This window comes from Vibrio sp. Isolate23, assembly GCF_022398095.1.
In the GTDB taxonomy this organism is placed as follows: domain Bacteria; phylum Pseudomonadota; class Gammaproteobacteria; order Enterobacterales; family Vibrionaceae; genus Vibrio; species Vibrio coralliilyticus_A.
Window position 1 is genome coordinate 1,133,714 of record NZ_JAKEUV010000001.1, and the last position, 15,044, is coordinate 1,148,757.

Consider the following 15,044-nt stretch of genomic DNA (forward strand, 5'->3'; position numbering starts at 1 on the left):
GAGAATCGAAATAAAGGCATACTAGCTATGCAATAAATGCATGGCTTATGGGGTGGTGAAAAATGAGATTACCTTCGACGAAAAATTTGCAGGCATTTTTGGCTACCGCTGAGTACCTCAATCTCACCCATGCCGCCGAGTCGCTCAACATGACACAGGGTGCGGTCAGCCGACAGATCCAATCACTGGAATCTCTTATGGGAGTTAGCCTGTTTTATCGACGCGCTAGGGGACTTGCTTTGACGCATGAAGGGAGTCTATTCCTTCCGCTGGCGCAAGACATCATTAAGCGCTTACAACGCTCAGTTAGGGAAGTGTCCGAAAGTGCCAACCGGGTCAAATTACTTGCCCCGAGTTGTATTACCACCTGGTTACTGGCTCGCTTGGCAAACTTTCAGCAAGCTAACCCAGATGTGAATGTCGAGTTGACTTCAACCACTAAACATCAATTGCACCCTGATTTTGATAGCTTCGATATGGTGATCGTTTATGGTAAACCAGCTCGAAGCAAGCAGGTTTCGCAAACCTTGTTGTTTGATGAAATTTTAGCGCCCGTTTGCTCGCCTCAATTGTGGTCGCAGTGTGTTGAGGCGGATGAACCAGTACAAGATACCTTGGTTAATCGTTTTATGTGGTTACATGCAAATCAAGAGCAATCGGACTGGGCTTTGTGGTGCAACAGCAGCAATGAATCGGCATTGAAAGGAACGGGCAATCAGACATTTGCAACTTTAGATCAAGCAATGAATGCGGCACAGCAGGGGTTTGGGATGACCGTGGGGGATGTGACCTTGGCGGAGCAGGATATTAAGTCAAACCGCTTGCTCTGCCCGTTTGATAAACGTATCCGCTCTGGCAATAGTTACTTTCTGCTTTCGGCAAATCAAGAGCCGAATGACTCGGTCAAAGCGTTATCTGACTGGTTGGCACACAACTAAAGTTTCTAATGTTTTGTATCGCTATCAAATGGTTCATAACCTTCAGCGAGTCGCCTATTTCATCACTACCTGATTGAAGTCTATCCAGCCGTTAGCGAGCAGGGCGGGTGCAGTGACAGTATCAGAAATATTGAGAGCTTGCTCTATACATATCGTTTGGCTTAGCAGCGTCAGGGTATATGGTTGCTAGCTTTGGTGAGCAAGCGGTGTTCGTTTCATGCTTTATACTTCAGCTCTTGGTCGCACTAATATTATTATTCAGCCGAATTCGATTTATTCAATAATCATCATTGTTGTGTGGTTTATATTTTGAATGCAGTTTGCTATTTACGTGCTTATAAAAATTATTTTACTCACTTATTTTTAAGAAGTTTGCTATTTAAATTAATGTCTGTTTGTCATTTTAATTTCTTGATGTATTCAATAATTTGCTAATTTTATTGATTTAATTGAAATTAGACAACTCTATCAGTAATGGTTGTTTGTATTATACAAATAACCGCTATTTTTACTGTGAGGTTTTAATTTATATATTTAACAATATTTAATTTTAGGTTGAATTTAATTGATTTATTTTATGATTTATAAAATAAATGCTAATTATATTGTGCGCTTGTTTGGTTTATTAAATAATTATTAAGAATGGTGAGTATTAATTTTAATTGTTAATGATATGTTTCTCCTCGGCATTTATAAAATGCCACGATAAGGAGAATCATAATGAAAATAGCCAAGCATTTTTTGGCAGTAGCCGTAGCCAGTGCGATGTCACTATCTGCACATGCCGGTGAGTCAGTTTATTTAAGCAAACCAATCAACTTTACATCATTTTCTGGGCTGAATTCTCAGCTTGGTGTCGACAATGCTTCCAGCTTCAAAATGGTAAAAGAAGTGAATCTGAAGAAGCGTGGCATCTACAAAGTTAAAGTCCAGCAAAACATCTGGGGAGTGCCTGTTTGGGGCCACTACCTAAACGCAACGCAAAGTGCCCAAGGTGGTGCCCTAAAAGCCGTTCAGGGCAAATACGTGAAGATGGCAGGCGTTGATCGCAAGTTCGTAAAGCCTTCTTTAAACCGCGCACAAGCACTTGAGTTGGCAAGCAAAGATCTTAAAGCAGGTGTCGCTGCGAGCCCATCTTTAGCGAACGCCAAAGACGATCTTTACGTGTATCAAGACGGCGATAAAACTCGTCTGATTTACGTAATCTCTTACCTGATTGAAGGTCAAGCACACCCATCGCGTCCGTTTACTATGTTGGATGCGCACAGTGGTGAAATCATCGACCGTTGGGAAGGTATTGCCCATGCCCAAATCGGTACCGGCCCTGGTGGTAACGAGAAAACAGGTCAGTACGAATACGGTACCGATTACCACTATCTTGATGTGACGGAAAACGGCACAGAGTGTGTGATGGAGTCCGATAACGTTGTCACTGTGGATCTAAACGGTGCAACATCAGGTACAACGCCTTATTCCTACGAATGTCCGCGCAACGAGCACAAAGAAATCAACGGTGCTTTTTCACCACTGAACGATGCGCATTACTTCGGTAACGTTGTATTCGACATGTACAAAGATTGGTTTGATACAGCGCCGCTGACATTCAAACTGATGATGCGTGTTCATTACGGCAACGGCTACGAAAACGCCTTCTGGGATGGTCAGGCGATGACCTTCGGTGACGGTGAAAGTTACTTCTATCCATTGGTGAGTCTGGATGTATCTGCGCACGAAGTCAGCCATGGTTTCACTGAGCAAAACTCGGGTCTTATCTACGCGAATCAGTCTGGTGGTATGAATGAAGCCTTCTCTGATATCGCTGGTGAAGCTGCTGAATACTACATGAAAGGGACGAACGACTGGATGGTCGGTCGTGACATCTTCAAAGAAGACGGTGCACTGCGCTACATGGACGATCCTTCACGTGATGGATCTTCTATCAACCACGCTTCTGATTACTACGATGGGCTGAATGTTCACTACAGTTCTGGTGTATTCAATAAAGCTTTCTATCACATCGCTACTACTCAAGGTTGGGATACTAAGAAAGCGTTCGAACTATTTGTTCTGGCTAACCAGATCTACTGGGCAGAAGACAGTGATTTCTGGCAAGGTGCTTGTGGCGTGAAAAACGCAGCAGATGACCTAGGTTACAATTCAGAAGATGTTGTAGCAGCGTTTGGTGTTGTGGGTGTTGAGCCATGTGCAGAGCCACCGTTACCGCCAGAACCAGAGTATCAGCGTCTAGAAAATGGCCAAGCCGTTACTGTTGCTGGTGGTACAGGTTCGAAAACTTACTTCGACATCGAAGTGCCTGAAGGTAAAGATAAGCTAACAGTAGAACTTGGTGTTTCAACGGGTGATCCAGACATCTATGTTGGTCTTGATTATGCGCCAAACTCGCAGGAAAACATCTGTAAGAGTGAGTCGGTGACTGATGAAATCTGTGTCATTGAAAATCCAGTGGCAGGGCGCTATACCGTCAACGTATTCGGTTACTCAGAATATGCCGATGCAAACCTGAAAGCATTGTTTGACTCTGGTAGCACTAACGTTCCACCAGTCGCTTCATTCGACCATGTTGTCACAGGCAAGAAAGTTGACCTAACCAGCACAAGTAGTGATAGCGATGGTGACATTGTTTCTTACCAGTGGAATCTTGGTGACGGTAACTCTCAGTCAGGTGCAGTAGTTAGTCACACTTATGCGGCAGCTGGTGATTACGTTGTGACTCTGACGGTAACGGATAATGCAGGTGCTGCAACGACGTCCAACAAGACCATCACAATTGAAGATACGGCAACAGACGCGTTCCCACTCAAACTGCAATTTGGTAACAAGCAGCCTAATGGCAAGGCTCGCGTTAAGCTGGCTTGGGAATACCTAACAGACGACTACTTTGTTGTGAAGCGTAACGGCAAAGTGGTGGGTGCAACTGAATTTACTTCTTACGTCGATAAGTTCCGTCACAACGGCACGATTGATGTTGAGTACCAAGTATGTACCTCAGGTGACGTTTGTTCTGAGACGAAGCGCTACCGCTTCATCAAAGCCAACTAATCCATTCTAAAAACGACAGGGCTCCGAATGGAGCCCTGCTTTGTATCACGTCTACAGAATTTACAAGGAACTCAGTTCTGCTATGAAAAAGACATTATTAGCTTTAGCTCTATTTGGGAGCGCTTCAGCCTTTGCAGCATCAGATGCTAACGTACTGAAAGATGGTGAAGTATGGATTACCACGGATGCAGATGCTCAGCATTTGATCACGCAGCATGGTGCAGCCGTGTACAGCGGATTTGCTGCTAATTCAAATGCCGTAGTCGCTCAAATTGATCAAAAACAGTTAGCGGCACTTTCCAGCCATATGCATGAAGCAAAGCACCGTTGTGGTGGTTATATGGTGCATGCAGACAAGGCAAGCGCAATGAAAGCGGCGGGTATGCCACTGTCGATGAGTACGTTTGAGAAGCCGGTGATCAGCCACCACGATACGGTCGAGTCGTTGATTGCGCAGGTCGAGCCAAACAACATGGTGACTACCATTGAAAACTTAACCAGCTTTACTAACCGCTTTTATACCACTTCTACGGGTATCGCTGCTTCGGACTGGTTGCTAGAGCGCTGGCAAGAAGAGATTAAGGATGTACCTTATGCTTCAGCTCAGCAAATCTCACACAGTGATTACCCACAAAAATCGGTTGAAGTAACTTTAGTCGGTGCCAAGCATCCAGACGAGATCGTTGTGGTGGGTGGTCACCTAGATTCAACAGTTGGGTCATGGACAACCGAAGGTACAATATCACCGGGAGCTGATGATGACGCTTCGGGTATTGCAACCGTGACAGAAGCGTTGCGTCTTATGATTGCTAGTGGTATCCAGCCAGATCGCACCATCAAGTTCTACGGCTATGCTGCAGAAGAAGTGGGCTTGCGAGGTTCTCAGGACATCGCTCAAACGCTGAAAGGTGAGCAGGCGGATGTGGTCTCTGCCTTGCAACTGGATATGACCAACTACAACGGTTCGGCTCATGATATTACTTTCATCAACGATTACACAGATGCGAATTTAACCGAATTTCTCAGCGAGTTGATTGATACCTATGCGAGTGAAATTACTTATGATTTTGACCGCTGTGGTTACGCTTGTTCGGATCACGCTTCTTGGCATAACGCGGGTTACCCGTCAGCGATGCCGTTTGAAACCATGTTCAATGATTACAACCCGCATATTCACACTGAGCACGACACGCTGGAGAACTCCGATCCAACTGCAAGCCATGCGACTAAGTTTGCTAAGTTAGCCATCGCATACTTGGTGGAAACCAGTTTGGATGACGTTGAGTCACCAGTGAAGGAGCTGGAAAACGGTACACCAGTGGAGAACCTAACATCTGGTTACTTCGACGAACAGTTCTTTGTTTTCCGCACTACTGAGCCGGGCGAAGTCACGATTTCCATTACAGGCCCACGCAGTGGCGATGCGGATCTATACGTGACCTATGAAGGTCTGGTTTCGAAAACAGAGTATGACTGTCGTCCGTTCCAGAATGGCAGCAACGAACAGTGTGTGTTTAACAAACCAGCTGGTGAGTTCAACATTATGATTCGTGGTTACCGCAACTTTGATGAAGTAGATATTGTGGCCAGCTTTAGCCCTGAAAATGCACAAGATCAAGACAAGTAACTATCTAAAAGTCTATCCATTGGGAGTAAAGAATATATCATTCGCGTGTGATTGATAGCCTTTACTCACAATGCTTATTGTGGCTCTTCAAAACGTACATACCAGGTATCATGGTGTGTACGTTTTTTTGATCTCTGGGGCTTAGCAAGACTATGGCCTCACTGCGTTAAACTATCATCCAGTTAAAAGGGTATTTAAGGAAATAATGATAAAACCATAAAGCCACTCCTGATGCTCGTATAGCTCACTACTCGCAAGGTATTTATGATTTTCTTGACCACAGCTTGTGACATGTTTTTGGACAAAAACGCGCCAGCCCCCTTCAGTAAATTACAAAAACTAATCACTATGGGTATGGCAAAGCTAGTTGTGACGAGTTAGTGCGACGAATTAAATCGCACTATCGAATAGGCTTGGTTGAGGTGCGGATAATGTAGTTATGTTCAGTCAGAGCCCAATACCTAGACCTTTCTCGAGGAAAGCCAGAAAGAAAACCATTATCCAACTCCAAAACCCCAAAGCATTCCACCACATAAAGGCCTTAAACTTTTTAGAATTCGTTGTTTCACGATGGCGAATAAAAGGATAAGCAATACAATAATTAGTAAACCGACTTCCGACATCCCATGATGCTTGATACTTTGGTCGCATATAACCTTTATCGTCGTAATACTTATTTAAATCTTTAGCTAACTGCTTATCTATGAAAATAATGTGTTTAAAACTACCTAACGAGATCACAGGCAATACAATCACTGATGGAAAACACCAGACAATAGCAATAACACCGAAAACAACCATTAACCAATCCAACATTTATCTATTACCCAAAACGTCTTCAACCTTTTCATAAATAACATCAGCTCCCCATTTACCAGCGGTAGAACCAGCAACACCACCGACAACACCACCTGCAACCGCACCGCCAATTGCAGCAATAGCCAGAACAGGGACCGAGGCTGTCACCCCAATAATTAAGGCAATACCAGAAATCGTTGCCACTGCTGCACCAGCACCAACGGATCCACCTTTCGCACCACCGACAACGCCACCAATAAATCCAGCGAACTCTCTAGTCGTCGTTTTACCACAATTCCCTGAACCATCGACCTTACAGGCTTCATAAATGTTATCGACGCCGCTTACCGCTCCAACAGTGAGACCGATGTAACCCAATCCTCTAGATGCTGAAATCCCAATCGCAATATTGGCAATCCTTTTCCCTAAATCTTTGACAAACCCTGCCTTGAGAATTTCATCGGCATTATGAATCATTGACCTAGAGGAGAGATTGAGATTGCGCTTCACTTGCGTGTGAATGGGAAGCTGAACACTTCGTTTAGACAACCTCGCAAAGGAGCCATCCAGCTTTTTAAATAAGGCGGCACGCTGTTCAAAAAATCGATTATTATTGACATAGCCTACTTTTCGTTTGGTTTCGAGGTGCTGAACATGCAGAGTATTGATTTCTAACAACACATTCTGAATATTCTTCAGGTTCTGCTCGACCAACGCTGATGTCGCTCCCACCCCTGTGGCCACCTGCGCATAGTAATCTGTAGGCAACCCATCATTACGGATTCGTTCATCGAGCTGATGAGAGAATAAATCAAAGTGACGATTGAGTGTGGCGACTTCTTCATCCGCTAGCTTGCCTAACTCAGCACTGGCAATTTTGGCTTGTTCTAGCCATTCATTAAATAAGCGTTGGTCATCTGGTGTTTTCGGCTCTGTCGTGGGTAATAAAACAATCTCTCCCTGACGCACTGGCTCATTCAAATGAGTATTGCACTGCTTGATATACAGCTTTTGTTCTTCTTTGGTATCAGCCGTAACTTTCTGAGTACGTTAATTCAGCCTTACGTTCTAGACGTTGGCTTACTGCACGTTCTCTTGTGGTTTTTTGTCTTACTTCTGGCGCTACAGGGGCAGATTCATATCTCATGGGAGTCAACTTGACTGAAAAATAGGGAGGATGATAACAATATTTTCAATGAGTTATAATTACCAGCAAGAGGAAGTGTTAATTTCACCCTTCAAACGGTTACTTTGGCAACCCAAACAATCATAGTGAAGGTTAAAAACGTTTTGATTTGCATTCTATCTGGTACTTTTTGTAGGGTAAAACGAATGCCTCCGAATTTGTAGCATATAAGTTCTAGCTCATTTCGGGGCACCAATGAGTTAATACCTACTACAAAAGTTCTTTCAAGTAGTTATTTCGCCTATGAAAATGGTTAGGTGAGTCGGTAATCTGCCTTATATCATCGATACTACCGAGGATATGAATTTCACACTCAAAGCCGCCATGGTTTGGGTTGAACGCTTACTGGATGAGCTTATTGATTTCTGTTACGAGCACCTTGGTAGGAGCAATGATACGACTGCTTTCAGGGCAATCATACTCGCCCAATGCTCACGTAAGCTTCCCATGTGCTCAGAAGATATTTGATATAGATAACACGCTTTTATACCACGACTTAATCCTTCTCTGTCTCTAGTCACTCTAAATCGTTATTCTGAGCCAATCTGTTGAATTTACGACTATATTAATATTTATATGCAATCACATGGGTGTAGATTCGGCTTTCTAATCTAATGGCTGGAGACATATAAGTATTATGAATTCATTGTTCGTATTTTTGTGTACGTTACTTGTCTTATTGATGCAGGTTGGCTTTTTGCTGTTAGAAGCGGGAACGGTGCGCAGAAAAAATACAGTCAATGTTGCTGCAAAAAACTTAATCGACCTAGCGGTGGTTTTGGGGCTGTATTGGCTGCTTGGCTACGGCATTATGTTTGGTGATTCTTGGCAAGGATTACTTGGGACCAGTCAGTTCATGCTCCCAGCATTTAACACTGTCGATGAGGGAGCATTTTTTTTCTATCAGATGGTCTTTTGTGCCACATCAGTCACCATTATTTCTGGAGCGATTGCAGAGCGAGGTAGCTTGAAGGGCTATATTGCGATTTCTGTCTTAATTGCAACTTTTATTTATCCGACTGTCGGTCACTGGATTTGGGCAGACGACGGATGGTTAGCACAATACGGTTTTGTAGATTTCGCGGGTTCAACCGCTGTTCACGCAGTTGGTGGCTGGGCAGCACTTGCTGCCGTGATTGTGATAGGCCCTAGATTAGATCGTTTTAAGGACGGTAAAACCTTCCACCACAGTAGCTTAGTACAGACCGTCACAGGGGTCGTGTTCTTATGGATTGGGTGGTTAGGGTTTAATGCTGGCAGCTCACTCGCGTTTAGTGCCAATACTTTTAATATCATCCTCAATACTATCCTTGCCGGGGCGATGGGGGGGCTGACATCAGCGTTAGTTTCATTGTATTTGGTTAAGCGAGTACACGTCCCCCATTTCTGCAACGGTATTTTGTCGGGCTTAGTGGCTATCACTGCCAACTGTCATTTAGTCAATGCCCCTAGTGCGGTGGTAATAGGTATGGTTGCGGCTGTGATTTATACCTTTACCCACCATTTTTTAATCCGCAAAAAGATCGATGATGTGGTAGGTGCGATACCGGTTCATCTGGCGAATGGGATCTGGGGCACTTTGGCGGTCGCTTTTTTTGCTCCTCAAGACGCTTTTTCAGGATTATTGGTCGCTGAAGACAGACTTAGCCAAATCGTGATTCAGATATTTGGCATTAGCGTAACCAGTGCATTTGTTTTTCCTCTCAGTTATTTGGCTTTCTACTTAATTAATAAGTTGATTCCTTTGCGGGTGCCGCAGGATGAAGAGGTAGTTGGACTGAATATCTCTTCGCACGAAGCCAGTAGCGAGCTCTATGACTTAGTGACGGTCATGCAGCATCAAGAAGCGAGTGGTGATTTTACCCAACGAATTAGCTACGACCCAACGTCAGAGGTTGGAATGATTGCACGCCAGTACAATCGAGTGTTAACGCGCTTCGAAGATGCATTAGTCAAAGTGACGAAAAAACACCATTCTCTTGTTGAGTCAAATCAGCGTATTAAAGAGATGGAAGCGAGGTTAGAGAGAGATGAAAAGTTGTCGAATTTAGGTCAGGTCAGCTCTGGACTTTTGAGGGAAATCAATGGGCCTATCAGTTATGTCTTGAGTAATATTAATACGCTTAAAGATTACAATCGTTTTTTTAAAACTTTAGTGACGGAATACAAAACGTTTGCTGCTGCGGCATCTGCGCATCCTGTAGTCGCCAAGGAAGTGTTGAATCGGATAGACCGAATTTGTGCGGAGGAAGATCTGGACTTTGTCTTTGAAGATAGTGATGAGCTGATTAAAGCGACATCCGAAGGGGCTTTAAAAATTGATAATGTCCTTTCCAATATCAAGACGTTTTCAGATTACAGTGATGAGCCGTTTGATTTGAAAGATGTTCATGTCATTTTATCATCTGCGATTGAGAGCATGTCAGAACGCATCGAGTCTAACTGTCAGATTATTGAGTCTTATGGCGCTGAAAATGCACTGGTTTCATGCAGTTCTCATCAACTTGAACAGCTTTTCGTGAATCTACTTGTGAACTCTTTACAGGCTATTGGCAATGAACTGGGGGCAATTAAGGTAATAACAAGTAACTCAGAAAAAGAGTTAGTCATTCATATAGTTGACAGTGGTATTGGTATTCCCGAAGAAAATATATCTCAGATATTTGAACCTTTTTTTAGTACGCGAGCAAAGACAAGCAATACAGGGCTAGGGTTATCTATTTGTCATGGTGTCGTGAACAACCATGGAGGTAAAATTGATGTTGTGAGCAAAGTCGGTAAAGGGACTAAGTTCACCGTACATTTGCCAATATCAAACTAACTACCAATTGAAAGGGAAACCCGTATGGATAAGGAGAGTTTAGTAAAACTGGTTATTGTGGATGACGAAGTACAGATAACTCGTGCGCTTTCACGTTTATTGAGAAAAGATTTCTGTGTTGTGGCATTCAATAATCCAGTCGATGCTCTTGTATACCTTAATGATCACGAAGTTTCTCTCATTGTTGCAGATTTGAATATGGTTTCTATGAATGGACCTAAATTCTTCTCTCAGGCTAAGCACGTTCAACCTAGTGCGGTACGAGTCGCTTTGGCAAGTCGTGTTGTTAATAATGATTTCATGGCTTTAATTAACGAAGGAAGTATCAGTTATGTACTGTCTAAACCTTGGGAAAACGAAGCGGTAAAGAAGACATTATCTCGACTCAAGTCCCAGTTTGAGATGATGGGGGGGATTGAGAAGTATGTGAAGCATCAAGAAGTCGTTAATACAAAGCTTCAGCGAGATAATGAGAGTTTAAAAAGGCAACTTGAGGAAAAGAGTCAGTATATTAATGGTCTAGAGCTGAAATCTAAAGGCATAAACCATAAGTATAACGAGTTAATGCACAGCACATTAAACTTGTTGGTGAACGTTATTGTAGATAGCGGCTATCTTCAAAAGCCAGATCTATTGCGCATAGCGAATCATGCCAAGGAGTTGGTCAGCTACATGTCATCTTCTGATGTCTCTAGTGATCAGGCCTATAGAGCGGCCTTACTTCACCCGATTGGATTGGTGTTTTGCCAATTGAACCAGCAGTCGTCACCGGTATACGAAGCACATCATATCGGACCTTGTAGTTTTGGCCCCAAAGCTGCGGAACTGTTTTCCTCTAATGCTTTCTTTGAGCCGCTTCTCTCAGGTATACAGTATCAAGATGAAAATGTTGATGGCTCAGGGTTTGCCAAAGGATTAATAGGAGAGCAAATACCTGTTTTAGCAAGGCTCATAAGAGTGGTTAAGGATTATCATTATCTCACAGTGAATCATGGTGATAGAACAAAGCTTTGTTTGCCAGCAGTTGCTGAGAGTGTGATGAAAGAGAAATCAAAGATTCATTATGATCCTGTCATTCTTAAGGCCTATTTTCATATGTTGGAAGACAAACGTAGAAATAATTCGAGAACACTGGAATGCTGTGTAAGTCTTAGCGATCTAAAACCAGGAATTGAAATTAAACGAGATGTTTCTCTGCCCAATGGCAATATTCTTATTAAAAGAGGAAGCACACTGAATCAGGAAATGTTGGATAGATTGTTTGAACTTGAAGAATCTAAAGTCCAACACTTTGTTTATGTCATCTAGAGTTAATTTCATGACAATGACATGTGCATTTAGGTTTAAAAAATGCCTAGCGTGTATCAATTTCCCCCGTATGTTGAAGTCCACCTTTCTAAATAACCCATTCTTTTACGCTCCTATAACAGCAGTGGTCTGATGAGATACTGATTAGTAGCACAAGTATTTCCCTTAATAACTGTGATGGTTCTTTTTAAATTGAAAGTGCGTCTTTTTTGATCATTTTCCTTATCTTTATTATGGGTATGATGCGTATGCATTTTATTGCATTGGAGAGGTATATGAAATCTATTACAAAAAGAAACCAAGATATTACTAAGGTGCTCGATAAGCCCTTCACCATTAATGTTGATGGAAAACCGATTCCGGCGGTTGAAGGAGAGAGCGTGCTCAGTGCTTTATTGGCTTCGAACATTCGTCAGTTGATGACCAACGATTATGGTGCAGAGTCTGGTCCATATTGTGGTATGGGAGTTTGTCATTGCTGCCTTCTGCATATCGATGGTCGCCACAAACAAAGAGCCTGTCAGACTATCGTCAAACCTGATATGAAGGTTGAGACCAGCCGTAATTTTGTGCTGGAGCAAGGGGGTGAGCTATGACGAATAAAGTGGTGATCATCGGTGGTGGACCGGCAGGCATGTCGGCAGCGACTGAATTGGCACGCTTTGGGATTCATACCACCGTTATTGATGAAGCCCCAAAAGCAGGTGGAGTAATCTATCGTGGTCCATGGCGCAAAACAGCAGACATGCCCCACCTAGATGAAAAGTTAACCACTGCGATGGACAAACTGCAGGAGGATTATCAGAGTAACGCATCTTTTATCGACTTAAAAACCCAGACAAGAGTGCTTGGGCCTTTAGGAGAAAACAATTTATTGGTTACTCATGATCACAAGCTATCTCATATTGAATATGACCATTTGTTGTTGGCGACAGGATGTCAGGAGCGAAGCATTCCATTCCCTGGATGGCAGCTTCCGGGTGTTATGCTGTTGGGGGCCATACAGTTACAGTTGAAGAGTGGCTTAGTCCGACCTGGTAATAAAGTGGTGATTACGGGCAGTGGCCCACTGCTGGTATTGGTGGCTTGCCAGTTACATAAAGCAGGTTGTCAGGTTGAGGCCATTTATGAAGCAGCTAAGTTTTCATCAATAGCTAAAGAAACGCTGGCGATGCTTAATCGTCCTCAGCAAGCGCTGGATGGCCTGTCTATGATGTGGTACCTCAAGCAACATAACATTCCACTGCATTATGGGTGGGGGCTAGTCAAAGCAGAAGGCGTTCGCCAACTGAATGAAGTGACGGTCGCACCGTATGATGACAACTGGTACCCAGATCATTCTCAAGCGGTCACGCACGTCGTTGATACCTTGGGGGTAGGATACGGTTTTGCTGCGCGCTCGCAATTGGCTCAATTAATTGGGCTGGACATAGAATATGACCACATGAGTGGTGCAATCCCTGTGGTGGATGAATGGCAGCGTAGCAGTCAGAAAAACATCTTCTGTGCGGGAGATAGTGCCAAAATTGCAGGTGCAGATGCCGCTATGTTAGAGGGTAAAATCACCGCGACAGCCATTGCTTGTGAGATGGGAAAACTGGGGGGCGCAGATGCAGAGCAATACATTGCAGCAATGCGCCGTAAGTTGTCTCGTCTCTATCGCTTCCGTCAAGCGTTTGATAATGCCGGTTTCCGCGAACTAGGGCTACTCTCTTTGCCTGATGAAGACACGGTGATTTGCCGATGTGAGCAAGTGAAGAAAAAGGCCATCGATGATGCGATTGCTCAAGGATGTCGAGACATTGTCACTTTAAAAATGCGTACTCGAGCGACTATGGGTGACTGTCAGGGTAAGACCTGCTCCCATTATTGTTACGACAGATTAAAGAAAGAAGGATTCAGTCAGGAGCAAGGCTTAGTTCGCCCAAGGTTTCCACTTGATCCAATCCCATTTTCAGCGCTGGAGGAGGAATAATGAAAGCGTACGATGTAGTCATTTGTGGTGGTGGTGTTATTGGCGCATCCATTGCTTATTTCCTGAGCCGTCAGAAGGATCTAAAAATAGCCGTTGTTGATTTTAAATATCCTGGAAATGCTTCCCGAGCATCAGCAGGGGGATTATGGGCAATGGGTGAGTCAACAGGGTTAGGCTGTGGCGTTATCTTATTTAAGACATTGTCCAAACAAATGCAGGAGTCGGGGGCGAATGAAGCGCCGGAAATGAATCCTCATATCATGCCTGAACCTTTCTTCGATATGGCGATGATGTCTAACGCAATGTATCCGGCTCTCTATGAAGAGTTGGTTGAAAAGCATGGTGTTGACTTCAAGTTTGAACGCACAGGGCTAAAGTTTGTGATGTTCGATAAATATGATCGTATGTACGCTGAACAAATCGCAGCAGCGGTCCCTGATCGTCATGACCATGTTCGATGGGTTTCACAAGAGGAGTTGCATGCTGAGGAGCCTAACGTCTCCAAAGAGGCTATTGGCGCGATGGAGTTCGACTGTGATCACCAAATTAACCCATATCGCCTTAACGAAGCCTATCTGGAAGCTGCGCGCCAAAATGGGGTTGAGTTATATCTCAATACCAAAGTGACTGGAATCGAGAGACAGGGCAACCGCGTCACAGCAGTAAAAACTGAACAAGGTGTCTTACCGTGTAAAATGATGGTCAACGCTGCAGGTGCTTGGGCGGAGACGATCAGTCAATGGGCGACAGGCTATAAGCTGCCGGTGTTCCCAGTGAAAGGTCAGGTCATTATTACTGAGAAACTACCGAAGTTACTCAACGGTTGCTTGACGACCAGTGATTGCTATATCGCGCAGAAAGATAATGGTGAGATCCTGATAGGCTCGACAACGGAAGAACGAGGCTTTGATACCAGCAATGACATCAAATACATCAAGCAGTTAGGACAAGGAGCCATGAAGTCTATTCCTGCGTTAAAAGACATGAACATCAAACGTTGTTGGGCAGGGCTGCGTCCGGGTTCTCCAGATGAGCTACCGATTATCGGACCAGTGCCGGGAGTGGAGGGTTACCTCAATGCTTGCGGGCATTTCCGAACTGGTATGTTGACATCAGCGATAACGGGGAGAATTCTCGATGAGCTTGTGAGAAGTTTGCCGACTTGCGTTGATATTTCACCTTTCTCCTATCAACGTTTCTTAAACAGCGAGGGGGAGATGATTGGTAAATACCAACTCGATCATGCTTTATAAACGAGTTTGTTTCTAAACAAAAAATGAGCCAGCACAATTGCTGGCTCATTTTTGCTGTTTTCCTAGTGAATATTGATG

General features: G+C 43.9%; 9 protein-coding genes and 1 pseudogene. 8 read left to right on the plus strand and 2 right to left on the minus strand.

The window, feature by feature from the left end:
* Positions 1 to 62: 62 nt before the first annotated feature.
* The 3 genes from L1D31_RS05105 to L1D31_RS05115 all read left to right on the plus strand — a co-directional run bounded on the left by L1D31_RS05105 (position 63) and on the right by L1D31_RS05115 (position 5,625).
* Positions 63 to 938 carry a LysR family transcriptional regulator gene (locus L1D31_RS05105; RefSeq protein ID WP_239835981.1) on the plus strand — a complete coding sequence of 292 codons (876 nt, stop codon included), beginning with the start codon at positions 63 to 65 and terminating at the stop codon, positions 936 to 938.
* Between the two features lie 720 nt (positions 939 to 1,658).
* On the plus strand, positions 1,659 to 3,998 hold the full coding sequence (locus L1D31_RS05110) for a M4 family metallopeptidase (protein ID WP_239835982.1): 2,340 nt from the start codon (positions 1,659 to 1,661) through the stop codon (positions 3,996 to 3,998).
* Between the two features lie 82 nt (positions 3,999 to 4,080).
* Positions 4,081 to 5,625 carry a M28 family metallopeptidase gene (locus L1D31_RS05115; protein ID WP_239835983.1) on the plus strand — a complete coding sequence of 515 codons (1,545 nt, stop codon included), beginning with the start codon at positions 4,081 to 4,083 and terminating at the stop codon, positions 5,623 to 5,625.
* Positions 5,626 to 6,072: 447 nt separating this feature from the next.
* Here the strand turns inward: L1D31_RS05115 and L1D31_RS05120 are convergent, their stop codons facing one another.
* On the minus strand, positions 6,073 to 6,441 hold the full coding sequence (locus L1D31_RS05120; RefSeq protein WP_239835984.1) for a hypothetical protein: 369 nt from the start codon (positions 6,439 to 6,441) through the stop codon (positions 6,073 to 6,075).
* Positions 6,442 to 7,570: pseudogene (locus L1D31_RS05125) on the minus strand (hypothetical protein).
* Positions 7,571 to 8,246: 676 nt separating this feature from the next.
* On the opposite strand from L1D31_RS05125, the gene amt reads away from it, so the two are divergent.
* The 5 genes from amt (at position 8,247) to L1D31_RS05150 (ending at position 14,966) form a co-directional block, all read left to right on the plus strand.
* Entirely contained in the window at positions 8,247 to 10,430 is a 2,184-nt protein-coding gene (gene amt / locus L1D31_RS05130; RefSeq protein ID WP_239835985.1) for an ammonium transporter, read from the plus strand.
* Between the two features lie 24 nt (positions 10,431 to 10,454).
* Positions 10,455 to 11,738, plus strand: coding sequence for an HD domain-containing phosphohydrolase (locus tag L1D31_RS05135; protein ID WP_239835986.1), 1,284 nt, complete (start codon positions 10,455 to 10,457; stop codon positions 11,736 to 11,738).
* A 275-nt stretch (positions 11,739 to 12,013) separates the two neighbouring features.
* Positions 12,014 to 12,334, plus strand: a complete 321-nt coding sequence (locus L1D31_RS05140; protein ID WP_239835987.1) for a (2Fe-2S)-binding protein — start codon at positions 12,014 to 12,016, stop codon at positions 12,332 to 12,334.
* The gene (locus L1D31_RS05145; RefSeq protein WP_239835988.1) at positions 12,331 to 13,713 is read left to right on the plus strand and encodes an FAD/NAD(P)-binding oxidoreductase; all 1,383 of its coding nucleotides are present in this window, start codon (positions 12,331 to 12,333) and stop codon (positions 13,711 to 13,713) included. The genes L1D31_RS05140 and L1D31_RS05145 overlap by 4 nt, the downstream gene beginning before the upstream one ends.
* Positions 13,713 to 14,966, plus strand: a complete 1,254-nt coding sequence (locus L1D31_RS05150; protein WP_275658283.1) for an FAD-dependent oxidoreductase — start codon at positions 13,713 to 13,715, stop codon at positions 14,964 to 14,966. Before L1D31_RS05145 ends, L1D31_RS05150 begins: the two co-directional genes overlap by 1 nt.
* Positions 14,967 to 15,044 lie beyond the last annotated feature (78 nt).

Bases quoted from the DNA above. Each gene is read 5' to 3' on its own strand.
- L1D31_RS05105 (WP_239835981.1), top strand. From the start codon at position 63: ATGAGATTACCTTCGACGAAAAATTTGCAGGCATTTTTGGCTACCGCT.
- L1D31_RS05110 (WP_239835982.1), top strand. From the start codon at position 1,659: ATGAAAATAGCCAAGCATTTTTTGGCAGTAGCCGTAGCCAGTGCGATG.
- L1D31_RS05115 (WP_239835983.1), top strand. From the start codon at position 4,081: ATGAAAAAGACATTATTAGCTTTAGCTCTATTTGGGAGCGCTTCAGCC.
- L1D31_RS05120 (WP_239835984.1), bottom strand. From the start codon at position 6,441: ATGTTGGATTGGTTAATGGTTGTTTTCGGTGTTATTGCTATTGTCTGG.
- amt (WP_239835985.1), top strand. From the start codon at position 8,247: ATGAATTCATTGTTCGTATTTTTGTGTACGTTACTTGTCTTATTGATG.
- L1D31_RS05135 (WP_239835986.1), top strand. From the start codon at position 10,455: ATGGATAAGGAGAGTTTAGTAAAACTGGTTATTGTGGATGACGAAGTA.
- L1D31_RS05140 (WP_239835987.1), top strand. From the start codon at position 12,014: ATGAAATCTATTACAAAAAGAAACCAAGATATTACTAAGGTGCTCGAT.
- L1D31_RS05145 (WP_239835988.1), top strand. From the start codon at position 12,331: ATGACGAATAAAGTGGTGATCATCGGTGGTGGACCGGCAGGCATGTCG.
- L1D31_RS05150 (WP_275658283.1), top strand. From the start codon at position 13,713: ATGAAAGCGTACGATGTAGTCATTTGTGGTGGTGGTGTTATTGGCGCA.